The organism is Pigmentiphaga sp. NML080357, assembly GCF_002188465.1.
Taxonomy (GTDB): Bacteria; Pseudomonadota; Gammaproteobacteria; order Burkholderiales; family Burkholderiaceae_B; genus Pigmentiphaga.
Genome location: NZ_NINW01000038.1, coordinates 102,830 through 127,233 on the forward strand (window position 1 = coordinate 102,830; position 24,404 = coordinate 127,233).

19 protein-coding genes, 1 tRNA gene and 1 pseudogene are annotated in these 24,404 nt (G+C 67.3%); 12 read left to right on the plus strand and 9 right to left on the minus strand.

The genetic code is table 11. The annotated features are described in order from the left end of the window. Positions 1–244 precede the first annotated feature (244 nt). Positions 245–2,386 (plus strand): annotated as a pseudogene (gene cphA / locus CDO44_RS17475) (cyanophycin synthetase); the annotation flags it as partial. 85 nt (positions 2,387–2,471) lie between these two features. Next, positions 2,472–5,093 (plus strand): cyanophycin synthetase, encoded by a 2,622-nt coding sequence (gene cphA, locus CDO44_RS17480; RefSeq protein ID WP_087781560.1) that lies wholly within the window; start codon positions 2,472–2,474, stop codon positions 5,091–5,093. Here the strand turns inward: cphA (CDO44_RS17480) and CDO44_RS17485 are convergent. From CDO44_RS17485 to CDO44_RS17495, 3 genes are all read right to left on the minus strand, one after another. Further along, positions 5,047–5,925 (minus strand): hypothetical protein, encoded by an 879-nt coding sequence (locus CDO44_RS17485; RefSeq protein WP_087781561.1) that lies wholly within the window; start codon positions 5,923–5,925, stop codon positions 5,047–5,049. The two genes, cphA (CDO44_RS17480) and CDO44_RS17485, sit on opposite strands and share 47 nt — an antisense overlap. Further along, entirely contained in the window at positions 5,922–6,944 is a 1,023-nt protein-coding gene (locus tag CDO44_RS17490; protein WP_233146247.1) for a GNAT family N-acetyltransferase, read from the minus strand. Before CDO44_RS17490 ends, CDO44_RS17485 begins: the two co-directional genes overlap by 4 nt. A 70-nt stretch (positions 6,945–7,014) precedes the next feature. Further along, a complete protein-coding gene (locus CDO44_RS17495) occupies positions 7,015–8,391 on the minus strand; it encodes an aspartate aminotransferase family protein (RefSeq protein ID WP_087781562.1) in 1,377 nt (458 codons plus the stop codon). Positions 8,392–8,782: 391 nt separating this feature from the next. Here CDO44_RS17495 and CDO44_RS17500 point away from each other — a divergent pair, with 391 nt between their 5' ends. After that, positions 8,783–10,330 carry a TolC family protein gene (locus CDO44_RS17500; RefSeq protein ID WP_158213325.1) on the plus strand — a complete coding sequence of 516 codons (1,548 nt, stop codon included), beginning with the start codon at positions 8,783–8,785 and terminating at the stop codon, positions 10,328–10,330. A gap of 1 nt (position 10,331) precedes the next feature. After that, positions 10,332–11,456, plus strand: a complete 1,125-nt coding sequence (locus tag CDO44_RS17505; protein ID WP_087781564.1) for an ABC transporter permease — start codon at positions 10,332–10,334, stop codon at positions 11,454–11,456. 1 nt (position 11,457) lies between these two features. Here CDO44_RS17505 and CDO44_RS17510 read toward each other — a convergent pair whose 3' ends face one another. The 4 genes from CDO44_RS17510 to CDO44_RS17525 all read right to left on the minus strand — a co-directional run bounded on the left by CDO44_RS17510 (position 11,458) and on the right by CDO44_RS17525 (position 15,248). Continuing rightward, a complete protein-coding gene (locus CDO44_RS17510; protein ID WP_087781565.1) occupies positions 11,458–12,321 on the minus strand; it encodes a spermidine synthase in 864 nt (287 codons plus the stop codon). 36 nt (positions 12,322–12,357) lie between these two features. After that, a complete protein-coding gene (locus CDO44_RS17515; protein ID WP_087781566.1) occupies positions 12,358–12,783 on the minus strand; it encodes an RcnB family protein in 426 nt (141 codons plus the stop codon). A 259-nt stretch (positions 12,784–13,042) separates the two neighbouring features. After that, on the minus strand, positions 13,043–14,071 hold the full coding sequence (locus tag CDO44_RS17520; RefSeq protein WP_087781567.1) for an aromatic ring-hydroxylating dioxygenase subunit alpha: 1,029 nt from the start codon (positions 14,069–14,071) through the stop codon (positions 13,043–13,045). 7 nt (positions 14,072–14,078) lie between these two features. Beyond that, entirely contained in the window at positions 14,079–15,248 is a 1,170-nt protein-coding gene (locus CDO44_RS17525; protein ID WP_233146248.1) for an ABC transporter substrate-binding protein, read from the minus strand. 195 nt (positions 15,249–15,443) lie between these two features. Here CDO44_RS17525 and CDO44_RS17530 point away from each other — a divergent pair, with 195 nt between their 5' ends. From CDO44_RS17530 to CDO44_RS17545, 4 genes are all read left to right on the plus strand, one after another. Then, entirely contained in the window at positions 15,444–16,358 is a 915-nt protein-coding gene (locus CDO44_RS17530) for a LysR family transcriptional regulator (protein ID WP_087781569.1), read from the plus strand. Positions 16,359–16,432: 74 nt separating this feature from the next. After that, a complete protein-coding gene (locus CDO44_RS17535; RefSeq protein ID WP_087781570.1) occupies positions 16,433–18,235 on the plus strand; it encodes an alkaline phosphatase in 1,803 nt (600 codons plus the stop codon). 149 nt (positions 18,236–18,384) lie between these two features. Further along, positions 18,385–18,786 carry a hypothetical protein gene (locus tag CDO44_RS17540; protein ID WP_087781571.1) on the plus strand — a complete coding sequence of 134 codons (402 nt, stop codon included), beginning with the start codon at positions 18,385–18,387 and terminating at the stop codon, positions 18,784–18,786. 469 nt (positions 18,787–19,255) lie between these two features. After that, positions 19,256–19,465, plus strand: a complete 210-nt coding sequence (locus CDO44_RS17545) for a hypothetical protein (protein WP_087781572.1) — start codon at positions 19,256–19,258, stop codon at positions 19,463–19,465. 8 nt (positions 19,466–19,473) lie between these two features. Here CDO44_RS17545 and CDO44_RS17550 read toward each other — a convergent pair whose 3' ends face one another. Then, positions 19,474–19,932: a hypothetical protein gene (locus CDO44_RS17550; RefSeq protein WP_144389542.1), complete on the minus strand. Its 459-nt coding sequence runs from the start codon at positions 19,930–19,932 to the stop codon at positions 19,474–19,476. Next, a tRNA-Met gene (locus CDO44_RS17555) sits at positions 19,922–19,998 on the minus strand. Before CDO44_RS17555 ends, CDO44_RS17550 begins: the two co-directional genes overlap by 11 nt. Before the next feature lie 573 nt (positions 19,999–20,571). Between CDO44_RS17555 and miaB the strand changes: the two genes are divergently transcribed. From miaB to CDO44_RS17575, 4 genes are read left to right on the plus strand one after another with little or no spacing between them, the layout of a single operon-like run. Next, entirely contained in the window at positions 20,572–21,945 is a 1,374-nt protein-coding gene (miaB, locus tag CDO44_RS17560; RefSeq protein WP_087781574.1) for a tRNA (N6-isopentenyl adenosine(37)-C2)-methylthiotransferase MiaB, read from the plus strand. Further along, positions 21,942–22,961 carry a PhoH family protein gene (locus CDO44_RS17565; RefSeq protein ID WP_087781575.1) on the plus strand — a complete coding sequence of 340 codons (1,020 nt, stop codon included), beginning with the start codon at positions 21,942–21,944 and terminating at the stop codon, positions 22,959–22,961. Before miaB ends, CDO44_RS17565 begins: the two co-directional genes overlap by 4 nt. After that, the gene (gene ybeY, locus CDO44_RS17570; protein ID WP_087781576.1) at positions 22,936–23,433 is read left to right on the plus strand and encodes an rRNA maturation RNase YbeY; all 498 of its coding nucleotides are present in this window, start codon (positions 22,936–22,938) and stop codon (positions 23,431–23,433) included. Before CDO44_RS17565 ends, ybeY begins: the two co-directional genes overlap by 26 nt. 26 nt (positions 23,434–23,459) lie before the next feature. After that, complete coding sequence (locus tag CDO44_RS17575) at positions 23,460–24,356, plus strand: HlyC/CorC family transporter (protein WP_087781577.1); 897 nt, start codon at positions 23,460–23,462, stop codon at positions 24,354–24,356. The last annotated feature ends 48 nt before the right edge of the window (positions 24,357–24,404 follow it).

Consider the following 24,404-nt stretch of genomic DNA (forward strand, 5'->3'; position numbering starts at 1 on the left):
ATGCGTTGTAGCGTCGCATCTAGGGGATTCCCTAAACACCCTGTCCGACCTTGCCTGGCGTGCGAGGGGGCAATACATTTCCGCTCATCAGCCTGTCATCGGACCGATTCGAGTACGCCCCGAGAGCGTACACCCTGCTCCCGTCCCACCCGGACCCCCGTCCCAACTCACTGCACATACGCACCGCCTGCCCGCCCCGCTTCCCGCTTGCGCACCGGGCGCCCGCCCCTGACCGATTTTCATCATGAACCGCAAACACATTGAATTCCGCGATGTGCTGTCCCTGCGCGGGCCCAGCATGTGGACGTATCCGCCCGTACTCGAGGCCTGGATCGACATCGGAGATCTCGAGGACTATCCCTCCAACCTGATCCCCGGTTTTTACGAGCGCCTGGAAGCCTGGCTGCCCACGCTCATCGAGCACCGCTGCAGCTACGGCGAGCGCGGTGGCTTCCTGCGCCGCGTGCGGGAGGGAACCTGGCCTGGCCACATCCTCGAACACGTCACGCTGGAGCTGCAGAATCTGGCCGGCCTGCCCGGCGGCTTCGGCAAGGCCCGCGAAACCTCGACGCGCGGCGTCTACCGGGTGATCGTCAGCGCCTACCAGGAAGAAGTCACTCGGGCCGCGCTCCATGCCGCGCGAGACCTCGTCATGGCCGCCATCGAGGACCGGCCGTTCGACGTCGCCGGCGCCATCGACGCCCTGCGCGACCTGGTCAACGAATACTGGCTCGGCCCCAGCACGGCCAGCATCGTACAGGCGGCCGAGGAACGCCGCATTCCCTATATCCGCCTGAACCAGGGCAACCTGGTCCAGCTCGGCTACGGCGCCGCCCAGCACCGGATCTGGACCGCCGAGACCGACCGCACCAGCGCCGTGGCCGAGGGCATCGCCTGCGACAAGGACCTGACCAAGAGCCTGCTCCAGGCGTGCGGCGTGCCGGTGCCCCAGGGCCGCATGGTGGAAAACAAGCAAGATGCCTGGGACGCGGCGCAGGAGATCGGCCTGCCGGTGGCCGTCAAGCCGTGCGACGGCAACCACGGCCGCGGCGTCTTCCTCGACCTGCATACGCGCGAAGCGATCGAAACGGCCTTCGACGTGGCCAGTGGCGAAGGCAGCGGCGTCATCGTCGAGCGCTTCGTGCCGGGCAACGAACACCGGCTGCTGGTGGTGGGCGACCGCATGGTGGCCGCGGCCCGCGGCAAGACGGCCTCGGTAGTCGGCGACGGCCGATCGACCATCCTGGAATTGATCGCCAGCCAGCTCAACTCCGACCCGCGCCGCGGCAACACCGAGGAACACCCGCTCAACCTCGTCACGCTCGACTCCGCCGCCCGGATCGAACTGGAGCGCCAGGGCTATCACGGCGACTCCGTCCCGCCCGCGGGCGAGGAAGTGCTGATCCAGCGCAACGGCAACGTCGCCTTCGACGTGACCGACGAGGTGCATCCTTCCATCGCGTCCCATGTGCGGCTGGCGGCACGCATCGTCGGCCTGGACATCGCCGGGGTGGACCTGGTGGCCGAAGACATCTCGCGCCCGCTGGAAGAACAAGGCGGCGCCATCGTCGAGGTCAACGCCGGCCCGGGACTCCTGATGCATCTCAAGCCCGCCGACGGCCAGCCCCGGCCCGTCGGGCGCGCGATCGTGGACCATCTGTTCCCCAATGGCGACGAAGGCCGGATTCCGCTCGTGGGCATCGCCGGCAGCCACGGCAAGACCATGGTGGCCCATCTGGTAGGGCAATTCCTGCGGCTGGCCGGCCGCCGCATGGCCGTCGCCTCCAGCCTGGGCCTGTTCTTCGACCAGCGTCGCGTCGACGCCGCGCCGGCGGACTGGAACGCCGCCCGCCGCGCGCTGATGAACCCGATGATGGAAGCGGCGGTCATCGAGAACGGCGCACGCGCCATTCTCACCGAGGGTCTGGCCTACGACCGCTGCCAGGTCGGTGTCGTGACCGACCTGGACCCCGCGCACACCCACCCCGATCTCTGCATCGTCGAACCGGAGCAGATCTACAACGTGCTGCGCACGCAGGTCGACGTGGTGCTGCCCAGCGGCTGTGCCGTCCTCAACGCCGCCGACGACCGGGTGGCCGAGATGGCCGCGCTGTGCGATGGCGACGTGATGTTCTTCGCGGTCGACGGCCGCCTGGCGCGCATCGCCGAGCACCTGGCGCAGGGCAAGCGGGCTGTGTTCGTGCGTGCCGGCGCCATCGTGCTGGCGCACGGCAAGGAAGAAACCACGCTTACGCGCCTGGCGTCGGTGACGTGCCTGGCCGGGCAGCACGGCGGCCGGGAAGCCGCGAATGTCCTGGCCGGCGTGGCCGCCGGCTGGGCATTGGACTTGCCGCTGGATTGCATCCGGGCCGGTGTCGAAACTTTCGGCATGCCGGCGCCGGTGGCCGCCACGGCCTGAACCCAGAGGAAACGAGCACGGCGCCGGGCGCCAGCGTTACAGGAAAACATCCATGGAAGTCTCACGTATCCGCGCATTGCGCGGCCCCAACCTCTGGAGCCGCCGTACCGCGCTCGAGGCCATCGTCTCGTGCACCGAGCCCGAGTGCGCCATCGCCAATATCCCCGGCTTCGAAGCCCGCCTGCGCGCCCGCTTCCCCGCCATCGGGCTGCTGCAGCCGGTCGGACAGGAACGCTCCGTATCCATGGCGCGCGCGCTGGGACTGGCCACGCTCGCCCTGCAATCCCAGGCCGGCTGCCCCGTCACTTTCGTGCGTACCGTGCCCACGCTGGAGACGGGCATCTATCAGGTGGTCGTCGAATACACCGAAGAAGAAGTCGGCCGGCTGGCTCTCGAGTTCGCGCTGCAATTGTGCGCGGCGGCCGAGCACGACACGCCCTTCGACCTGGAGTCGGCGCTGGCAAGGCTGCGCGACCTGGACGAAGACGTGCGCATCGGCCCGAGCACCGGCGCGATCGTGCAGGCGGCGGTCCAGCGCGGCATTCCCTATCGCCGCCTGACCGACGGCAGCCTGATCCAGTTCGGCTGGGGCAAGCGCCAGCGCCGCATCCAGGCCGCCGAGATGGACCGCAGCAGCGCCATCGCGGAATCGATCGCCCAGGACAAGGAGCTGACCAAGACACTGCTGCACGCGGCGGGCGTACCCGTGCCGCAAGGCCGGCCCGTCGAGGACGCCGAGGATGCCTGGGCGGCGGCGCAGGAAATCGGCGCGCCGGTAGTGATCAAGCCGCGCGACGGCAACCAGGGCAAAGGCGTGGCGGTCAACGTGACGTCCCGCGAGCAAGTGCTGGCCGCCTACGCGGTGGCCGAGAAATACGGCTCGGAAGTGCTCGTCGAGCGCTACATTCCCGGCCACGACTTTCGCCTGCTGGTCGTGGGCAACACGCTGGTCGCGGCGGCCCGGCGCGATCCGCCCCAGGTTTTCGGCGACGGCGTGCACACCATCCGGGAACTGGTGGAAGCCGTCAACAAGGACCCGCGCCGCGGCGAAGGCCATGCCACCAGCCTGACCAAGATCCGGCTGGACGACATCGCGGTGGCCACGCTGGCCAAGGCCGGCTATACGCCCGACTCGGTGCCGCCCAAGGGGGCGCTGGTCATCCTGCGCAACAACGCGAACCTCAGCACCGGCGGCACCGCCACCGACGTCACGGACGAGGTCCACCCCGAGTTCGCCGCCCACGCCATCGCCGCGGCGCGGACGGTGGGGCTGGACATCTGCGGCGTGGACGTGGTGGCCAATACGGTCATCAAGCCGCTGGAAAGCCAAGGCGGCGCCATCGTCGAGGTCAACGCCGCGCCCGGACTGCGCATGCACCTGGCGCCCTCCTACGGCAAGCCCCGCCCGGTGGGCGAGGCGGTGATCGCCGAGATGTTCGCGCCGGAGGACAATGGCCGCATCCCGCTGGTCGCGGTGGCCGGCACCAACGGCAAGACGACCACCGTGCGGCTGATCGCCCATCTGCTGGGCGTCAAGGGCCATCTGGTCGGCATGACCAACTCCGATGGCGTCTACATCGGCCAGCAGCGCATCGACGTGGGCGATTGCAGCGGTCCGCGCAGCGCGCGCAACGTGCTGCTGCACCCCGACGTCGACGCCGCGGTGTTCGAGACGGCGCGCGGCGGCATCCTGCGCGAAGGCCTGGGTTTCGACCGCTGCGACGTCGCGGTCGTGACCAACATCGGCATGGGCGACCACCTGGGGTTGAATTTCATCAGCACGGTCGAGGATCTCGCGGTGGTCAAGCGGGTGATCGTGGAGAATGTGGCGCCCACCGGCACGGCGGTACTCAACGCCAGCGATCCCAACGTCGCCAACATGGCGGGAAGCTGCCCCGGTTCGGTCATTTTCTTCTCCAGCGATCGCCAGCACACGCTGATCACCACCCATCGCGCCAAGAACCAGCGCGTGGTCTATCGCGACGGCGACGCCATCGTGGCCGCGCTCGGCGGCGACGAATACCGCATCCAGCTCGCCGACATCCCGCTGACCTATGACGGCACCATCGACTTCCAGGTCGAGAACGCGATGGCGGCCATCGCCGCCGCATGGGCGCTCGGCCTGGACTGGCAGGTCGTCCGGCGGGGCCTGGCCAGCTTCGTGAGCGACGCGCAGACCGCGCCCGGGCGCTTCAACCGTTTCGAATTCCGCGGCGCCACCATCTTCGCCGACTACGGCCACAACCCTGACGCCATCCAGGCACTGGTGCGCGCGATCGAACGCATGCCGGCCAAGAAGCGGTCGGTGGTCATCAGCGGCGCAGGGGATCGCCGCGACATCGACATCCGGAAACAGACGGAGATCCTGGGTTCCGCGTTCGACCAGGTCGTACTGTACGAGGATCAATGCCAGCGCGGCCGCGAGGACGGCGAGGTGCTGGCGTTGCTGCGGCAAGGATTGGCCGGCGCCGTCCGGACCCACGACGTGCGCGAGATCCGCGGCGAGTTCCTGGCCATCGACACGGCCATGGACGAACTGGAAGCGGGCGACCTCTGCCTGATCCTGGTGGACCAGGTGGAAGAAGCGCTGGCGCATATCGAGCGGCGCGTGGCCGCCGATTGCGCGATCAGCGCGGCGATGCGGCAGACAACCGGTCGATCAGTCGCGCATTGAGCGCGTGCTGCTGCGCCTGCCATTGCGCCAGGCGCCCGGCCGACGGCGCCTCCTGCCCGTCGGCCGCACTCAGCCAGCGCTTCCACCAGCTGCGGTACTGGTAAAGCGAGACCTCGCCGGTGATGTCGCTGCCTATCACGCGGCCCGCGAGCGCGTCCAGCGCCTGCGCCAGATGCGCCTCCGCCAGCACGCCCTGGTCCCAGTTGGTGCGCGCCACCTCGGGACTGAACACGTCCTTGTCGATAGATACGTAAGTCGGCTCGGACGAAGCCTCCAGCATGGGCAGCACGGCCCGCATCAGCGCGTCGGGCCCGTCGAAACTGCGCACCGCTCCCGCCAGCCCGAGCAGCCTGGCCCAGCCCACGTCGACATTCATGCACCAGTAGCTCAGCTTGCCGCCGGCCAGCGGACGCAGGTAGTTCTCCCAGCTGTGCCCCCAGCCCACGTCGCCCGACGTGATGCCGATCACGTGCACGTGGGACACGAACGGCAGCGCGGCGACGCGGCGCACCCACGAGCCGCAATGGATGCCGAACAGATAGCGCATGTTGTCGGGATGATTGTCGAACACCACCACCCGGAACGGCCCACGCAGCCGCTGGCGTTCGATGAGCGGCCAGCTCAGGTGGTGGAAATCGCCGCTGCCCATCAGCACCGGGCCGTGCCGCTCCGGCATGGCGGCGTCGAGTTCGCGCCGCAGCGTGCGGAAGGTGGACAGCGGGCAGCCGAAGCGCACCGCCTCCTGCCACGCCTGCAGCGGCAGGACCGTGGCACCCTCGACCAGGCCGCAGGCGTCATCGAAATTGAGGACCAGCGGCGCGCCGTCTTTCATGAATGGTCCTCGCTCCAGGCGCGGTCGCCCTCGAAGCGGCCGGCAAAGCGCCTGAGCACCGCCCGCAGCAGCGGGTTGCGTATGTAGACGGCATGCCGGGTGAAAGTGAACGATGCGCCCAGGTAGGACTTGATCTCGGGATCTGTCCAGCCGGCGATGTAGTGGCGCAGTCCACGCTCCAGCGCGTATTCGAGATTGACCATCCAGCTGACGAAATACAGGTTGCAGTCCCGGGCCTCGGGATAGCGGAAACCGATGTACTTGTCCACCAGGTTGCCGTCGCACTCGAAGCAGAGGTTGTAGCCTATCATCCTGCCGCCATGCCGGTAGACGAAGACGATGCCCCCGCTCTCGCCGTCCTGCAGCACGCGCTCGAAGAAGGCCTCGGTCAACAGGTCGAAGTGCATCTCGCTCTGCGCGTACACGTTCATGTAGAGCGCATAGAACTCCCGCAGCACCTCGGGATCGCGGAACCGCGGGTCGCCCGTCCTCACTCGTTCGATGTCCAGCTCGGCGCGCTTGCGCAGCTTGCGGCGGATATTCTTGCGCCGCGAATATGACAGCCGTTCGAGATAGCCGTCCTGGCTGGCGAAATCGATCGGGACATAGGCCAGCGCCTGCCCCTCGACCAGGACGAAGCCTTCGCGCTCGCAAGCCTGGGCCAGCGCGGCGGCGTGGTCGTTTTCCCGCCGGCTCAACAGGGGCGACGCCTGGGGCAGGTCCTTGACGATCAGGAACGGCTGCTGGCCGCCGTACTCCTCTTTCAACTGCGCCGCCAGGCGTGCCGGATCGCTGCCGCTGGCAAGCAGCGCATATTCCGATACGGTCGTGCCGACGAAAGCGGTGCGCGGCTGCAGCAGGCGCTGCCACAGCCGGAATCCCGGCAGGCGCCGCACCAGGCGCTTGGTGCCATCGTCGGCGGTAGTGAGCAGATCGAAGCGCGCGCGGAACATCGGACCGCCGGAGGCGGTCACCCACGCGGAAAACCCCTGGGGCGGGCAGGCCAGGAAATGGCCCACCAGCCCCTCGGGTTCAAGCCGGTTCAGGTACGGCCGTAGGAAATCCGGGGATGCCCCCGGACCGGCGCCATCAACCGCCGTTCTTTGCACGAGTCAGCAACTGGTCGAGCAGGGCCAGGCCCTGGTCGATCTCTTCCGGCGTAATGTGCAGCGACGGCGCGAACGTGATGACGTTCTTGTAGTAGCCGCCCACGTCCAGGACCAACCCCATCTTCTTGCCCTTGTAGTCGAGATCGCCGGACAAGCCGATGTCCACCATGCGATCGAGCAGCGGCTTGTTGGGCGTGAACCCGTCCTCGGTGCAGATCTCGGCCCGCAGCGCGAGGCCCAGGCCGTCGACATCGCCGATCTCGCGGTGGCGCTTCTGCAGGTCCTTCAGGCCTTCCAGGAAATGCGCGCCGCGCGCCATCACCATGGATTCGTAGTCGGTCTCGGCCAGCATCTTCATGGTCTCCAGGCCGACGGCGGTGCCGAGCGGGTTGGAGGCGAAGGTGGAATGGGTCGAGCCCGGCGGGAACACCGTGGGGTTGATCAGCTCTTCGCGCGCCCACAGGCCGGCAAGCGGATTCAGCCCGTTGGTGAGCGCCTTGCCGAATACCAGCACGTCGGGCTTGACGCCGAAATGCTCGATGGCCCAGAGCTTGCCGGTGCGATAGAACCCCATCTGGATCTCGTCGACGACCAGCAGGATGCCGTACTGGTCCAGCACCTTCTTCAGGCCCTTGAAGAAGCCGGGCGGCGGCACGACATAGCCGCCCGTGCCCTGGATGGCCTCGACATAGAAGGCGGCATACTCGGCCTGCCCCACCTTCGGATCCCAGACACCGTTGTACTCGGTCTCGAACAGGCGGGCGAAACCGGCCACGCAATGCTCGCTGTATTCCTCGGGGGTCATCCCGCGCGGGCGGCGGAACGGATACGGGAACGGCACGAAATGGGCACGTTCGCCGAAGTGGCCATAGCGGCGGCGGTAGCGGTAGCTGGAAGTGATGGCCGAGGCGCCCAGGGTACGGCCATGGTAGCCGCCCTCGAAGGCGAACATCAGGCTCTTGCCCTCGGTAGCGTTGCGCACCAGCTTGAGGGAGTCCTCGACGGATTGCGATCCGCCGACGTTGAAATGCACGCGGCCCTTGTAGCCGAACTTGCGCTCGGCGTCCTGGGCGATGATCTTGGCCAGCTCGATCTTGGTCGGATGCAGGTACTGGCTGGCGACCTGCGGCAATACGTCGAGCTGCCGCTTGAGCACGTTGTTCAGGCGTTCGTTGCCATAGCCGAAATTGACGGCCGAATACCACATCTGCAGGTCGAGATACGGCGTGCCTTGGGCATCGAACATGTAGCTGCCTTCGCAGCGGTCGAAAATCTTGGGGGGATTGACGTAATGGACGGTATCGCCGAACGAGCAGTATTGCGCTTCGTCGGCAAGCAGTTGGGATTCGGTGCTCATTAAGGGAAACCTCGGGGAGATCAGTTACAGCCGCAGTTATGGTGGGCCGAGCGCCCAACGCTTATCTTTATGATTGAGTTCTATCGGAAAGTCCCCACGACCTTCGCGACCCGCATCGCGAAGTATCGCAGAAATGCCGCGGGCTGTAGGCGCCCACAGGGCCTGAAGACCGCCCCTGTTGTAAGAGGCGCATAGGGTACGCGGCGGCATGGAACATTTCCATTACCATTCGGTTAGCCTGCATCGAAAGCCGCGCCTCCCGGCCCGCATGGCGGCTCCTTCGGCTCCCGCGCGGCCGCAACTGACAGTAAGATCACGTCTGGCCGCAACGCGCCGCCCCAAGGCGGACGTCCGCGCAGAGTCGACCCGCCAAACAGCCACGCCCTACGTCATGCCGCTTTCCCGTTCCGCGCCGCCCAAGTCCGCCGGCCTGGCTCGTTCAGCACTCCGATCCGCGCTGGTTCTCGCCGCGTCGGTCCTCGCAGGATGCGCCAGCATTCCCGAGCCCACGCTGCAGGCCGACGTGCCGGCGCAGTGGCATAACACCCGCGCCGGCGCCCCGGCGCCCGACCCGGCCTCGTGGTGGAAAGCCTACGGCGATCCGCTGCTCGACGGCCTCGTCGAGCAGGCCCTGGCGGAAAACCTCACCGTCGCCGAGGCGCACGCGCGCCTGCAGGCAGCGCGCAAGCTGCACGGCGTGGCCGACACCCCCTACCGTCCCGAGCTCGCGTTCCGCACCCGCGACGCGGTCGCGGCCGATGCCCGCAGCTCTTACTTCCAGGCCGGCTTCGACGCGACCTGGGAATTGGGCCTCTTCGGCCGCTCGGAAGCCGCCGAGCGGCTCGCGCGCGCCGACCTCGACGCCGCCGCCGCGACCCTGCAGGGCGCACGGGTCAGCGTCGTGGCCGAAGTGGTCCGCACATACCGGGAATTGCGCCACGCCCAGGCGCGCGAACAGTTGCTGAACGAAGCGGTGGCATTGCAGGAACGCCAGGTGGAACTGGTATCGCTGCGGCAACGCACGAGCCTGGCGTCCCGGATCGACACCGAGCGGGCGCAGGCGGCGCTGGAACAGGCACGCGCCGCGCTCGCCGATCCCGGCGTGGCAATACGCCAGAGCGCACTGCGGCTGGCAACGCTGCTGGGCCGCAACGAGCCTGATCCGGCCTGGACCCGCGCGCCGGCCGCGACCACGGTCGCGCCGATGCGCGCCGCCATCCGCAGCGCGCCGGCCGACATACTGCGCACGCGCCCCGACATCCAGATGGCCCAGGCGCGCGTGCTCGACGCCGCCGGTGCGCTGGGCATCGCCCGCGCCGATCTTTATCCGCGCCTGGGCCTGGGCGGTTCGCTGACCATCGCGAGCAACTTCGCCAACAACTTCAATCGCCGGGGCGACGCCGCCACGAGTACGCAGGCGATCTTCTCACTCGGCCCCCTGATCGACATCCCCTTGTTCGACTGGGGACGGCGGCAGGCCACCGAACGCGCTCGCGGCGACGAACTCGAGGCCGCGCTGCTGGCCTATCGGCAGGCCGTCCTGAATGGCGTGGCCGAGGCCGAGTCGGCGCTGATCGAACTGGACGAGTACCGCCAGCGCCGCGAAGCCGAGGAACGGGCGCTCCAGGCCCTCGAGCGCGCGTCCGACCACGCCCGCCGGCTCACGGCTTCGAAGCTGTCGAGCGAATTCGACAACGCCGACCTGGCCTCGCGCCGCATCCAGGCCGGGCTGGCGCTATCGGCCACGACGCTGGCCCAGGACCTGGCCTTCATCTCGCTGCACAAGGCGGTGGGAGGAGGGGGGGTGCCCACTTCCTACGCGCTTCGCACGCCCCCTCAAGGGGGCGGCACTGGCGGACCGGCGGAGCCGGATCCGCGGTGCCCTGGGTGTGCCGGGGGGACGGCGGAAGTGGCTGCGGGCGTTGCCTGGCGGGACTGACATGCTGGCGCGCAAGACTCTCATACACGAATGGCCCCGGTTCCTGCCGGCGGTGGTGGCGGTGGCTTTCTCGGGGCTGCTGCTCTTGGCGCAGGCCGGGCTGGTGCTCGGCATCTTCGGCAATGCCGCGGTCTACATCAACGGCTCCAGCGGGGACCTGTGGGTGGGTTCGCCGGGCACGCAGAGCATCGACCAGGGGCTCGCGCTGAATCCGGACATCGAAATGCCCCTGCGCATGGACCCGGGCATCTCCGCCGTAGAGCCCTTCTACCTGCGCTATGCCGAATGGCGCAGCCCCGAGGTGCGCGGCGGCATGAGCGTGGCGGTGTCGGGCATCAACATCCGGCCGGACGGCATGCTGTTTTCCAGGGTGCTGCCGCTGGACCTGCGCGAGCGGCTGGCCGAGATCGGCACCATCATCGTGGACCGCGCGGATCTGCACAAACTGGGCACGCGGCTGGGCGGCCAGGCCACGCTCAATGGCCATCCCGTTCGCGTGGTCGGCGTCGTCAGCGGCCTGCGCGCGCTCGACGGCGCCAACGTGCTGGCCTCGTCCGATACCGCGCGCCTGATCAGTTCGCCCGAGGAAGGCGACCTCCCCACCTATTTCGTCGCCAAGGTGCGCGACCCGGCGCAGGCCCTGGCCGTGCGCGACCGCATCTCGCACCACCGCAGCTTCGGCGCCTACGAGGTCTGGACCAGCAAGGCGTTTTCCAAGAAAACCCAGTTGTACTGGCTGCTGCAGACCGGCGCCGGCGCGGGCGTGCTGTTCCTGGCCGCCGTGGTGTTCGTGGCGGGGGCGGCCATCACCAGCCAGACGCTGATCGCCGCCATCGCGGGATCCATGCGGGCCTACGCCACGCTCAAGGCCATGGGCGTGGGAGTGGCCTCGCTGCGTACCGTGGTGCTGCAGCAAGCCTTCGGCGTGGGCCTGACCGGCACGGCGCTGGCGGCCGTCCTGTGCGCCATACTGCTCTCCGTGGCGCACAGCCAGAATGTGCCGGTGCGCATGAGTCCGGTGGTGGCGCTGGTTTGCGCGGTCCTCGTGATGGGCATCGCGCTGATCTCCGGCCTGTTCGCCGTCCGCCGGCTGCACCGGGAAGACCCCGCTTCCCTGCTGCGTTGATTCAGTCGTGCAGCGGCCTGGCGTCGCGCGGCCAATCGCGCCGGGTGGTGAACATGGACAGCAGCCGCTCATCGTCGATTCCCATCGGGGCGAGCCGCGGCTGCCAGGCGCGGGCGCGGGCGGCCACGGCGCTGCGGTCGGGCAGGCGCCCGGCCACCGCGAGAATCACGCGGTTGGCGCTGCGCAGGTTGTAGAAATCGCCGAACACCTCGGCATAGGTCGCCGATTCGCTCGCATACGAGCCGCTGGACGAAAAGGTATTGGCCGCGAGCACGCCTTCGGGCTCCAGGATGGCTCGCACCTCGCGCATGAATTCCACCGTCGACAGATGCCGCGGGATGTAGGTCTCGTCGAAGGCGTCGAGCATGATGAGATCGTAGCGTTCGCCGCCTCGCGCCGCCGCCTGCACGAACTCGCGCCCGTCGGCCACGTGCACCCGCATCGCCGGCCCTTCCTTGAAGCCGAAGAAGCGCCGCGCCACCCGCGCCACTGCAGGATCGATCTCGACCACGTCGATGTGCGCGGCGGGCACCGCGGCGGCCAGCGCCATGGGGAGGCTGCCGCCTCCCAGTCCGATGACGAGAATCCGCCGGGGATCCGGGCGCAGATAAAGCGAAGCCATCATCATGCGGGTGTAGTCGAACAGCAGCGCCTGGGGCCGCTCGGGCGACTGGCAGGTCTGGCGGCCAGGCGCGGACACGCTGCCGAACTTCATGCAGCGCTCGCCCGCGGACTCGTAGACCACGATGTCCTCGAAGGCCGATTTCTCGTTATGGAGTATGGTCTGCGCCGACAGCGGCATCGCCGCCGCCAGCGCCAGGCAACCCGCCGCGCACGCCCTCAGGCGCGAGTACCGCATGAACATGGGATCCCGCTCCGATGTCCTGGCGGACGACGAGGGCTATTGGTTGAGGATGATGCTGGTGATGATGCCGGAGGCGATCGCGACCAGCAGGTACTCGGAACCGACCTGCACCCATTGATACCCCGGACGAGGCCGGTACAACCGGTGCGCGTGCCAGTCATGGACCACATAATAACCGCCGCGATGGTAATTGGGCAGGCGGTCGCCGCGCACCCAGCGGCGCGGGGGCGGCGGCGCCCAGCCACGGTGGATGACGCGCGGGGCGTCGCGATAGCCATCGCGATATCCCTTGCGATAGTCGCGGTCGCGCCAGTGGTCGCGATCCCAGCGGCCATGCTTCTCGTAGTGGCCATGACCATGGCCATGGCCGCGGCCCCAGTCCCGATCTCCCTTGGCCTGGGCCGCAGCGCCCAGGGCGATGCCGGCACACGCCATCGCAACGACCAACGTCTTCTTGATCATGATGTCATTCCCGATAGAACCCGAAGCCGCGAGGCCGCGCCCACAAGGCGCAAGCAGCAAGCACACTTGGCTTTCGGTAGGCTGACTGTACACCGCGCTTGTGTATGCCTATTGCTACATACGTAATCAAACGTGATGCGACCCCGCCCGAAAGGCCGCCGCGCCCTGGCGCGACGCGGCCGGCGAGGTGTTGCAATGACGTCGCCGGCCCGGCCTTCCCGCCTTGCCGGACGTCGCCGCTGCGAGACACCGCAGCCTGCTACGCGGCGGGCGCGGCCTCCCGCGCGAGCAGTTGCCTCATGATGCGCCGGATGCGGATCGAACCGGTGTCGGTAGCCAGGAGCACGGGCTGGGTGTCGAACAGGTCGGCCCCGCCCAGCAGCCGCTGCTGCGCCTCGATGATGGGCTTGTCCTCCTCGACGAAGACCCGCGTCATCAGGGCGTGCCGCAATTGCGTCATGTCGGCGTCTTCCTGCCGATACTCGCGAGTGAGCCAGTACCAGTAATGCGACGAGGACCGCGTCTCGGGCGTGACGATGTGGGCATTGAAGGTGCGCAGCCCGGTCTCGGGCGGCGCGTCCAGCGGCGCGACGCTGATGTCGAGCTTGAGCAGCCCCGCGGGGCTCCAGGTGACCCGGTTGACGAAATCCACCGGGACTCCCGGCTGGGGCAGGAAGCGGTCGTAGACCGGCGGCGCGGCCTGCCCCCGGCTGCGCAGTTCGATGACTACGTCGGTGCCCTGCTCGGATACGACCGGGCGGTTCTCGACGAAGGCACCGCCGCCCAGCGTGGTGGCATGCAGGTACTCCACATGGCTGAGATCGGCGACGTTGTCCACGATCAATTGATAGTGGCAGGCCGACGGCATGGACCCGCGCGACTGCGCCGTGGCGGGCACGCGCGCCATGTGCGCCAGGTCGGGCGCGCGGGCCCGGTCGGCCGCGGCCGGTTCGCCCATCCAGATCCAGATGATGCCGTCGCGTTCGGCCAGCGGAAATCCGGGTACGCAGGCCTTGGCCGGAATGGCGCCATGCGGGTTCTCGACGCAGCGGCCCGAGGCGTCGAAGCGCAGCCCATGGTAGACGCACCGCAATGTATCGCCCACCAGCGTGCCGCGGCTCAAGGGCGCCACGCGATGCGGGCAGCGATCCAGCAGCGCGACCGGCGTCCCGTTCCCCTGGCGGAACAGCACCACGGGCTGCTCCAGGAAAGTGCGGGCCAGCAGCGTGCCGGCGGGAAGCTCGTCGCTCCAGCCGGCCATGTACCAGCAGTTCTTCAGAAACTCCATGCCCGCCTCACGACATGCGGCATTGCGCGTGGAAGCTGTCCTTGGCGTCGGGCAGCGGTTTGGAGACGGTCTTCAGGCTGACCCGTCCCCGGGCATCCTTGGCGGCGACGAACATGTAGAAATCCTGGATGGGATAGTTGTTGGTGTTGAACCGGAAATTGCCCCGCACCGACTTGAAATCGGCGGCACGCAAGGCCTTGCCCAGGGCCGCCTTGTCGTCCACCTTGCCGCCGGTGGCCTTGAGCGCCGAGCCGATCAGGCGCGCGGCGTCATAAGACTGCGCGGCGTATTCCGAGGGGATGCGCTGGTACTTGGCCTCGAAGGCTTCGACGAACTGCCGGTTCTCGGCATTGGGCAGGTCCGGCCCCCAGTTGCTGCTGTTGAACACCCCCAGGGCGGCCTCCTTGAGGGCGGGCAGGTTGGTGCCGTCGGCCGCCGCGTTGGTCAGCAGCGGGATCTTTCCCAACAGCCCCGCCTGCCCGTAGGCGCGCACGAAAGCCACCCCGTTGGCGCCCGGGTAGAAGGCGTAGACGGCATCGGGCTTGGCCGCGGCGATGCGGGTGATCTCGGCCGAGAAGTCGAGCTGGGCAAGCGGGGTATAGATCTCGTCGGCCAAGGGCTGGCCGTAGTTGCGCTTGAAGCCGGCGACGAAATCCTTGCCCGCCTGGTAGTTGGGCGCGAGCGCGATCACGCGCGCATAGCCCTGCTGCTTGGCGTAGGTGCCGCTGGCTTCGGCGAATTGGTCGTTCTGCTTGGCGGCCGAAAAGAAATAGGGGGTACAGGCGGAGCCGGCGGTGGGCGAAGGTCCGGCATTACCCGACACCACGTACACCTGCGCCGCGGCGAACTTGCGGGTCACGGCCATGGCCACGTTCGAGAACGTCAGCCCCGCCACCAGCGGCACCTTCTCCCGCTCGATCAACTCGTCGGCGATCTGCGTGGCGACCTCGGGCTTGAGCTGGCTGTCGCGGCGCACGATGGTAACCGGCACGCCGCCGAGCTTGCCGCCCTCCTGCTCGACGGCCAGCATGAAGCCGTCGTACATGTCCTGGCCCAGCATGGCCTGCGGGCCCGAGAGCTCGGCCATGAAGCCTATCTTCACCTGGGCCTGCGCCGTGCCGGCGGCGATGCCGCCCAGGCAGGCCAGGACGAGGGCGGCTATACGTGAGTCATTCATCTGCATGGAATACGTCTCCTGTCGGCGACTCGCGCCTTGTCCTTGTGGGTGGGCTTCGTTGCGATGGGGCGGCCATCGCCGTGCTCACGGCCGAAATGTACCGACAGCCGAAGAATTCCAATAGCAAATATTTTCAATATCAAGTATTTGATTATCGAATAATATGCCGTGGCGTTCCCGCTCGAGAGACATGCCGTGAAGACCGATCTCAACCTGCTGCGGGTGCTGGTGGCCATCTACGACACGGGCAGCGTCAGCGCCGCCGCGAACCGCCTGTCCATGAGCCAGCCCGCGGCCAGCGCCGCCCTGTCGCGCTTGCGCGCCTCGCTGGGCGACCAGTTGTTCGTGCGGCGCGGCGCCCGCATGGAAGCCACGCCGCGCGCGCAGCGCATCATCGCCCGCACCCGCGAGGTCATCCAGGTCATCGATCACGAAATCCTGCCGAACCCGGAATTCTCGCCTGCCCGCTTCACGGGCGAACTCACGCTGTGCATGAGCGAGATCGGCGAGGCGGTCTTCCTGCCGGCGCTGTACCGGCGCATCCGCGCGGAAGCGCCCGGCGCGCGCCTGCGGACCATCGGCCTGCTGCCGGCCGAGCTCGAAGGCGCCCTGTACGACGGCAGGGTCGATTCGGTGCTGGGCTACTTTCCCGACCTGCAGTCCAATTTCATCTTCCAGCAGCGGCTTTATTCGCACGACCTGACCTGCCTGGTGCGGCAAGAGCATCCACTGGCCGGCCCCTCCATGACGCTCGCCGAATTCCTCGACATGGAACACGTGCTGGTGCGCGACGACGGCCGCAGCCAGGAGATGTTCGAACAGGAACTCGCGGCGCGCGGCATAGAGCGCAAGATCGCCTTGCGCACCTCTCACTACATGAGCCTGGGCACGCTCATCAACGACAGCGACCTGATCGTCGTGCTCCCCCGGGCGGTCGCCGAACTCCATGTGCGAAGCGCCAACGCACGCATCATCGAGCCTCCCTTCCCCATCCGCCGCTACGACCTCAAGCAATATTGGCATCGCCGCTTCCACGACGATCCCAAGAGCATCTGGCTGCGCACTCTCATCCAGGAAGTGCTGGGACAGCACGCGCCCGCGGCGCCGTAGGCACGCCCATTCACTTCGTTGTCACCCGCGGCGGGTAGCCTGCCCGGCGTTTCCCCCACGCGATTACGACGAACATGACCGATACCACTTCGCGCCGGCGCTTCCTGCGCGGCGTCGCCCTGGGAGGCGCAAGCGCCGCCTCGACCCTGGCCCTGGCCGCCTGCGGCGGCGACGGCAGCGACTCCGTCGATGTCAGCTTCACCCATGGCGTGGCCAGCGGCGATCCGCTGGCCGACCGCGTCGTAATCTGGACCCGCGCCGTTCCGGCCACCGGCGACGAGGCCGAAATCAAATGGGAGATGGCCACGGACGAGGCCTTCAAGAACATCGCCAAGAGCGGCTCGGCAACCGCCCATGCGGACCAGGACTACACCGTCAAGATCGACGTGGCGGGCCTGGCGGCCGGCACCCGATACTGGTACCGCTTCACGCATGAAGACAAAGTCTCGGCCATCGGCCGGACGCGCACCCTGCCCACCGGTTCGGTCAAGCAGGTCAGGCTGGCGGTCTTCTCCTGTTCCAACTATCCCGCCGGCTATTTCCACGTGTACGCCGAAGCCGCCAAGCGCGACGACCTCGATGCCGCCGTCCACCTGGGCGACTACATCTATGAGTACGGACGCAGCGGGTATGCCTCGGAACAGGCGCAGGCGATGAACCGGCAATCCGAGCCGGCGAACGAGATCGTCTCGCTGGCCGACTACAGGCGCCGCTATGCCCAGTACCGCAGCGACCCGGACCTGCAGGCCGTCCATGCGGCGCTGCCCTTCATTGCCGTCTGGGACGACCACGAGATCACCAACGACACGTGGCAGGACGGCGCGGAAAACCATCAGCCCGACACCGAAGGCGACTTCGCGCTGCGCAAGGCCGCCGCGGTGCGGGCCTATCACGAGTGGTTGCCCACGCGCCCGCAGTCCCCGCTGAACGTCATCTACCGCAGCTTCGACTTCGGCAACCTGCTGTCCCTGCACATGCTCGATACGCGCGTGCTCGCGCGCGCCAAGCAGCTGTCCTACGCCGACTACTTCGGCGCGCTGCTGGGCAATCCCGATCCGGCGGCAGGCCTGGCGCAATTCGTCGCCGACTTCACGGCCGACGTCGCCGCCCCCGGCCGCCAACTGATGGGGCAGGCCCAGACCGCATGGCTGAAAGAACGCATGAGCGCCTCCGGGGCGACCTGGCAGGTGCTGGGCCAACAGGTGCTCATGGGCCCCGTGCACCTGCCCATGCCGGTGCTGCTGGGCCTCCTGTCCTCCGCCGGCCAGCTCGGCGACGTGGCCATTCCCCCGCAATACGCCGTCGATCCGGCCACTTACGCGCAATTGGTGGCCCGGCAGCAGGCCAACGACCCGACGCTCACGGCGCAGGAGCGCGCCCTCCTCGCCCTGCCGTGCATCCCCTACAACCTCGATTCGTGGGACGGCTATTGGGCAGCTCGCGACACGGTCCTGGGCATGGCGCGGCAACTCGACAAAAACCTCGTCGTACTGGCTGGCGACACCCACAACGCCTGGGCCAGTGAACTGCGCGACAAGGATGGAACCGCGGTGGGCGTGGAATTCGCCACCTCCTCGGTCACCTCGCCCGGGTTCGAGGAATACCTCGGCGACGGCGTGCCGCCGGCCCAGCTGGCCGCGCTGGTCACCGGCCTGGCGAACCTGTCCACGCTGCCCGCCGGCGGCAAGTGGGCCGGCAGCCTGAAGTACGCCGACACCAGCCTGCGCGGCTACATGGTGCTGACCGCCACCGCCGAGCGCATCCGCGCCGACTGGCACTATGTCGACACGGTGCACGAACGAGGATACCGGGCGTCGATGAACAAGAGTCTTGCCACGCTTCCCGGCTCGGGCCACCGCAAGCTGCTCGAAGTCTGAGGGCGTCCGGAGGCACGGCACCAAAGCGAGCCGCGGCGCGCCAGTCCGGTGCGTCGCGTACTGCTATTGTGCATTGCAACATTTTTCTGGCGATCCCACGTTTCCGGCGCTACCATCGTAGGGACTCTCAGGATTTTGACGAACGTGCAATGCACAACGAAACTCGCTGCAATCTCTTGTCGGCTGCCATTGCGCTGAGGTCGGAACTGCAGTTCCACTACAACGGCGCAACCCGCATCGCGCATCTCCATTCGATCGGGTCGACGACCGACGGCACCCTCATCGTGATCGCCTGGCAGCTCGACGGCCGCGCGGGCGATCCCCCCGGCTGGCGCCTGTATAACGCCGAAAAAATGAATCGGCTGGCGCGTACCGGCCGGCGCTTCGATCCCTTGCCCGCGCCGCCTTACAAGCTGAGCGGCCTCATCAAGGCGCCCGTTGACGCGCCCGCCCTGCGGGACCATGCCTTCGATCTGCCGCCGCTGGTCACCCAACAGCGCAAGAGCCGCGGACGCTGGCTCCGATCGTTCGATTTCGCGCGCGAACACTAAGCGCGGGATCTCCCCGCGCGGCCCGGGCAATCACCAGGGCGCCATGGAAATAACTACGGCGATCAAGGCCACGATCGCCGCCAATGTCAGGAAACGGGTCGTTTTTGGACTCACGGGTGAACCTCCACAAGACACGATTGGCTCAGCCATTTCCGTGCCCATTCTTTCCCGGAAAGCCCCACGCCCGTCCGGCCACCGGCGCTGCGCGAAAAAAAACGCCAGCCGGAGCTGGCGCAAGTTCGGGTTACTTCACGTCAGTCGCGTTGACTCCCGACCGACTTGCTCAGATTACGCGTTACGCCTGTCAACGACATGTCAAATTCAATTCACCGGCCGGGGAGTTGTAATAATGCAACATTCAATAGGAGAAGCGTCGTCGAATTCTCACCATTGCAATGGATTGTAAATGTAGTGGCAAGTGCATCGCCGAGGAGCAAAATTTACAAACCTGCCATCTCCCTCTTTTCCCATGGCTAGCTCTCCTCCTCCGTTTCTCGAATTCCTGGACCATGATGGGGAATCGCACCGTGTCACGCTCAAGTGGCCGGGCGCCGAGATCGACAGCCCCGTGTACCAGCATCGCGATGGCCGCCTCTTGCTGCTCGAAACGGACGGCTATCTGGTCGACAACAAGGGAAACCGCTTCCTTCCTCGCCCGCCCGCGGACAAGCCGCATTGAACTGAGGGTCAGTACTCCGCCTCCAGCGCGGCGCTGCGATAGCGCGCCACGGCGATAACCCCGCGGATAGTGCCGAGCGCCGAACATGCCATGTGCAGGCTCAGCTTCCACTCGCGCTGCGCGCCCTCGCTCAGGAAGAACTCGTGCGCGCCCAGGTCTCCGCGAATGAGTTGAATGTAGAGCCATGTGCGGATTTTCGCCGCGACGCCCGGGTCCAGTTCCGGTGCTACCAGGTCGATCCTGACTTCCTCGTACGATTTCAAATTCTTCACTGTCCGGCTGTAGCGGACCGACGCTTCGTCCTTGCCGTTCTGCATCCATGTCCCTTTTTCGAGGCTGTGCCAGCGGCCTCTTCCGGGGATGCGGGGTAGCAATTCAAAGACCTGCCCAAGCCTTGTTTCGGCCTGCTTCAAATGAAAAAGCCCCCGCAAACTGCGGGGGCTTTTCCGGAAGCTCTGGTGGCGCATCCCTGATTCGAACAGGGGACCTGCGGATTATGATTCCGTCGCTCTAACCGGCTGAGCTAATGCGCCAAAAAACGTAAGACCAAGATTATATACAGCCTCCTGGAGAACGCGCAAATCGCCGCCGCCCTCCGTCAGACGCCGGGGCCGCCGGTCCGTTCGCCGACGGCAGGCAGAGCTCGTGCGACTCTGCAAAAAAAATGGCCCGACAGTAAACTGTCGGGCCAATAGGGAGCACACAATGCCGCGCCTCAATATGCTCGCGGGGGAAGCGCGGTATCGGTGTCGGATGATCGACTCTGCCAGGCGCCGGGGATCTGCGGATTCCACCGGCACCCGCGGTGGCAAAGCAATCATCTGAGCTTGCAGTCTAGCCCTGGTGTACTGACAGAGTCCTGAACAATGCGCAACGTCCGCCACGCGACGCCCGGGACCGGTCCGGCGGGCGGCGAAAGCCGGAAAAGCGCCCCGCTCTGTTAAAATGCGAGGTCCACCCTCGCCTTGCCGGCCTACTACGAGACCAGGCAGGTTTTCCGCTTTTCGTGCCCCCGGGCTATAACCCCGCTACGGCAACCACCATGAAAACGATATTCGCCTCCTCTCCATCCGCCGTCCTCTCCGGACCGCAGGGGTGTTGCTGACATGAGCACCGCCACTCCCCGCAAGCTGTACATCCGCACCTTCGGCTGCCAGATGAACGAGTACGACTCGGACAAGATGGTGGACGTGCTCAATGCCGACCAGCCGCTGGAGGTCACCGACCGCCCGGAAGACGCGGACATCATCCTCTTCAATACCTGTTCCGTGCGTGAGAAGGCGCAGGAAAAGGTGTTCTCCGACCTCGGGCGGGCCAGGATGCTCAAGCGCGAGAAACCCGATCTCGTCATCGGCGTGGGCGGCTGCGTCGCCAGCCAGGAAGGCGAGGCCATCGTCGCCCGGGCGCCCTACGTGGACGTGGTGTTCGGGCCGCAGACCCTGCACCGGCTGCCCGAGCTGATCGCCAGGCGGCGGGCCTCCGGCGTCTCGCAAGTGGACATCAGCTTCCCGGAAATCGAAAAGTTCGACCACCTGCCGCCGGCGCGGGTCGAAGGCCCCACGGCCTTCGTCTCGATCATGGAAGGCTGCAGCAAGTATTGCAGCTTCTGCGTGGTCCCCTATACGCGCGGGGAAGAAGTCTCGCGCCCCTTCGAGGACGTGCTGACCGAGATCGCCGACCTGGCCGACCAGGGCGTCAAGGAAGTCACCTTGCTGGGGCAGAACGTCAATGCCTACCGGGGCAGGATGGGCGACAGCGCCGAGATCGCCGATTTCGCGCTGCTGCTCGAATACGTGCACGACATCCCGGGCATCGAGCGCATCCGCTACACCACTTCGCACCCGAAGGAAATGACGCCGCGGCTGATCGAGGCCTATGGCCGCCTGCCCAAGCTGGTTTCTTTCCTGCACCTGCCGGTGCAGGCGGGCAGCGACCGCATCCTCATGGCGATGAAGCGCGGCTACACGGCGCTGGAGTTCAAGTCCATCGTCCGCAAGCTGCGCGCGGTGCGCCCCGACCTCGCGCTGTCGTCGGACTTCATCGTCGGCTTCCCCGGCGAGACCGAGGAAGATTTCGAGAAAACCATGCGGCTCATCGAGGACGTCGGCTTCGACGCCTCTTTCTCGTTCGTCTATTCTCGCCGCCCGGGCACGCCTGCCGCCGACCTGGCCGACGACACGCCGCAGGCGGTCAAGCTGGCGCGCCTGCAGCGCCTGCAGGCGCGGATCAACGAACAGGCCGCCGCCATCAGCCGCGGCATGATCGGCTCCATCCAGCGGGTGGTGGTCGAAGGACCGTCGCGCAAGGATGCGAGCGAACTGATGGGCCGTACGGAAAACAACCGTATCGTGAACTTCCCCGCGCCGGCGCGCCTGGTCGGCCAGCTGGCCGACATCCGCATCACGGCGGCGATGTCGCATACGCTGCGTGGCGAGGTCGTCACGCGCGACACCGCGGCCGCGCCGGGCACGCCCGCATGACGGCGGCCTCTACCCGCGCCGCCCACCGCCGCGCCGCCCCGGTCGTCGTCACGCTGGACGACGACAACACCCGGCTGTCCAATCTTTGCGGACCGCTGGACGAGAACCTGCGCCAGCTCGCCGCAGCCTACGGCGTAGAACTCGCGCGCCGCGGCCACCGGATCACGCTGGAAGGCGAGCGCGCCGATGCGGCCGGCGCCGCGCTGCAATACCTGTTCGAACAGGCAGACCATCCGCTGTCGGTCGACGAGCTGCAATTGAACCTGGTCGAGCTGGGCGCCATGACCGCGGCCCACGATGCCGACGAGGACACGCCGCCGCAAGGCACCCCCGGCGAGGCGGAAGTCGTGCTGCGCCTGCCGCGCCGCCAGGACCTGCGCGGCCGCACCCCTCGCCAGCGCGACTACCTGCGCAACATCCTGGCGCACGACATTTCGTTCGGCATGGGACCCGCCGGCACCGGCAAGACCTATCTGGCGGTGGCGTGCGCGGTGGATGCGCTGGAACGGGAATCGGTGCGGCGCATCGTGCTCACCCGGCCCGCGGTCGAGGCGGGCGAACGGCTGGGCTTCCTGCCCGGCGACCTGACCCAGAAGGTCGACCCGTACCTGCGCCCCCTGTACGACGCGCTCTACGACCTGCTCGGCTTCGAGCGCGTCGGCAAGCTGTTCGAGAAGCAGACCATAGAGATCGCGCCGCTGGCCTACATGCGCGGGCGCACGCTGAACCACGCCTTCGTCATCCTGGACGAGGCGCAGAACACGACGCCGGAGCAGATGAAGATGTTCCTCACTCGCATCGGCTTCGGCAGCAAGGCGGTCATTACGGGCGATCCGTCGCAGGTGGACCTGCCCCGGGGCCAGCGCAGCGGCCTGCTGGACGCCTCGCAGGTCCTGTCGTCGGTGCACGGCATTTCGTTCACCCAGTTCACCAGCGGCGACGTGGTGCGCCACCCGCTGGTGGCGCGCATCGTCGATGCCTACGAAAAGCATGCCAAGACGTCCCCGGGCCGCTGAGGCGCCCGCCGTGCCGGCGCTCTCGCTCGCGGTGCAGTACGGCAAGGAAGAGCCGCGCCTGCCGCGCTGGCGCTTGCGGCGCTGGATCGCCCGGGCGCTGCGGGCGCCGGAGCTTGCCGGCGTGGCGGGCGTCGCGCTGACGCTGCGCCTGGTGGGCTCGGCCGAAGGGCGTCGCCTGAACCGCGAGTTCCGGCAGCGCGACTACGCCACGAACGTGCTGACGTTCGAGTACGGCGCCGGACCGGACGGCGTGGTCGGCGGCGACATCGTGCTCTGCCTGCCCGTGCTCGCGGCGGAAGCCAAGACCCAGAAAAAGCCGTTTTTGCATCACGCCGCCCACCTGGTGGTGCACGGCGTGCTGCATTCGCTGGGCTACGACCACCTGAACGAGCGCGACGCCAAGCGCATGGAAGCGCTGGAAACGCGCATCCTGGCCGAGATGGCAATACCCGACCCGTATCGGGTATCCTAAACTTTTGCAACTGTCCTCCAAGGACGATGTCAGACACCTCCCCTAGTCCGGCGTACGCCTCGCGTGCGCCCAAACACACACCCAAAACCTTCTTCGAACGGCTTTCGGCGCTGATCCACCGCGAACCGGAAGACCGCGAGGACCTCAAGGCCGTGCTCGAGGCCGCCTACGGCCGGGACCTGCTCGACGCCGAGGCGCTGTCCATGATCGAGGGCGTGCTGGCGGTGTCCGAACTGACGGCGGGCGACATCATGATCCCGCGCTCGCGCATGGACATGCTCGAGGTCTCGCAACCCATCGACGCCCTGCTGCCCACCATCATCGAAACCGCCCATTCGCGCTTCCCGGTGTTCGAGGACAGCCGCGACAACGTCATCGGCATCCTGCTGGCCAAGGATCTCCTGCGCTACATGGTGGACCGCGAACTCGACCTGCGCACGCTGCTGCGGCCGGCGGTGTTCATCCCCGAATCCAAGCGCCTGAACGTGTTGCTGCGGGAATTCCGCAGCAACCGCAATCACATCGCGATCGTGGTGGACGAACACGGCGGCACCGCCGGCCTCATCACCATCGAGGACGTGCTGGAACAGATCGTCGGCGAAATCGAGGACGAGTTCGACGACGCCAGCGTCGAGCAGTCCATTTTCCCGGACGGCAAGAACCGCTGGCGCGTCATGGCCCTGACCAGCATCCGCCGCTTCAACGAAACCTTCGGCTCGTCGCTGGACGACGACGAATACGATACCGTGGGCGGCTGGATGGCCGGCACCCTGGGCCGCATTCCCCGCCGCGGCGACCGCATCGAACGCGACGACCTGCGCATCGACGTCATCCGGGCCGACGCGCGCCGCGCCCTGTGGCTGCGCGTCTCCCGCCTGGCGCCCGGCGTCGCGCCGGCAGCCGCGTTCTCCAACCAAGGTTGATCCGACCCGTGTCCATCCCCCACGCCGCGCTGGCCGGCGCGCTGATCC

Excerpts from the sequence above, each read along its gene's own strand:
- CDO44_RS17565 (WP_087781575.1), top strand. The coding sequence starts at position 21,942 with ATGACGGCGGCCTCTACCCGCGCCGCCCACCGCCGCGCCGCCCCGGTC.
- CDO44_RS17520 (WP_087781567.1), bottom strand. The coding sequence starts at position 14,071 with ATGGAGTTTCTGAAGAACTGCTGGTACATGGCCGGCTGGAGCGACGAG.
- CDO44_RS17495 (WP_087781562.1), bottom strand. The coding sequence starts at position 8,391 with ATGAGCACCGAATCCCAACTGCTTGCCGACGAAGCGCAATACTGCTCG.
- miaB (WP_087781574.1), top strand. The coding sequence starts at position 20,572 with ATGAGCACCGCCACTCCCCGCAAGCTGTACATCCGCACCTTCGGCTGC.
- CDO44_RS17575 (WP_087781577.1), top strand. The coding sequence starts at position 23,460 with ATGTCAGACACCTCCCCTAGTCCGGCGTACGCCTCGCGTGCGCCCAAA.
- CDO44_RS17550 (WP_144389542.1), bottom strand. The coding sequence starts at position 19,932 with ATGCGCCACCAGAGCTTCCGGAAAAGCCCCCGCAGTTTGCGGGGGCTT.
- CDO44_RS17545 (WP_087781572.1), top strand. The coding sequence starts at position 19,256 with ATGGCTAGCTCTCCTCCTCCGTTTCTCGAATTCCTGGACCATGATGGG.
- cphA (WP_087781560.1), top strand. The coding sequence starts at position 2,472 with ATGGAAGTCTCACGTATCCGCGCATTGCGCGGCCCCAACCTCTGGAGC.
- ybeY (WP_087781576.1), top strand. The coding sequence starts at position 22,936 with ATGCCAAGACGTCCCCGGGCCGCTGAGGCGCCCGCCGTGCCGGCGCTC.
- CDO44_RS17540 (WP_087781571.1), top strand. The coding sequence starts at position 18,385 with ATGCACAACGAAACTCGCTGCAATCTCTTGTCGGCTGCCATTGCGCTG.
- CDO44_RS17500 (WP_158213325.1), top strand. The coding sequence starts at position 8,783 with ATGCCGCTTTCCCGTTCCGCGCCGCCCAAGTCCGCCGGCCTGGCTCGT.
- CDO44_RS17535 (WP_087781570.1), top strand. The coding sequence starts at position 16,433 with ATGACCGATACCACTTCGCGCCGGCGCTTCCTGCGCGGCGTCGCCCTG.
- CDO44_RS17525 (WP_233146248.1), bottom strand. The coding sequence starts at position 15,248 with ATGAATGACTCACGTATAGCCGCCCTCGTCCTGGCCTGCCTGGGCGGC.
- CDO44_RS17515 (WP_087781566.1), bottom strand. The coding sequence starts at position 12,783 with ATGATCAAGAAGACGTTGGTCGTTGCGATGGCGTGTGCCGGCATCGCC.
- CDO44_RS17505 (WP_087781564.1), top strand. The coding sequence starts at position 10,332 with ATGCTGGCGCGCAAGACTCTCATACACGAATGGCCCCGGTTCCTGCCG.
- CDO44_RS17510 (WP_087781565.1), bottom strand. The coding sequence starts at position 12,321 with ATGTTCATGCGGTACTCGCGCCTGAGGGCGTGCGCGGCGGGTTGCCTG.
- CDO44_RS17485 (WP_087781561.1), bottom strand. The coding sequence starts at position 5,925 with ATGAAAGACGGCGCGCCGCTGGTCCTCAATTTCGATGACGCCTGCGGC.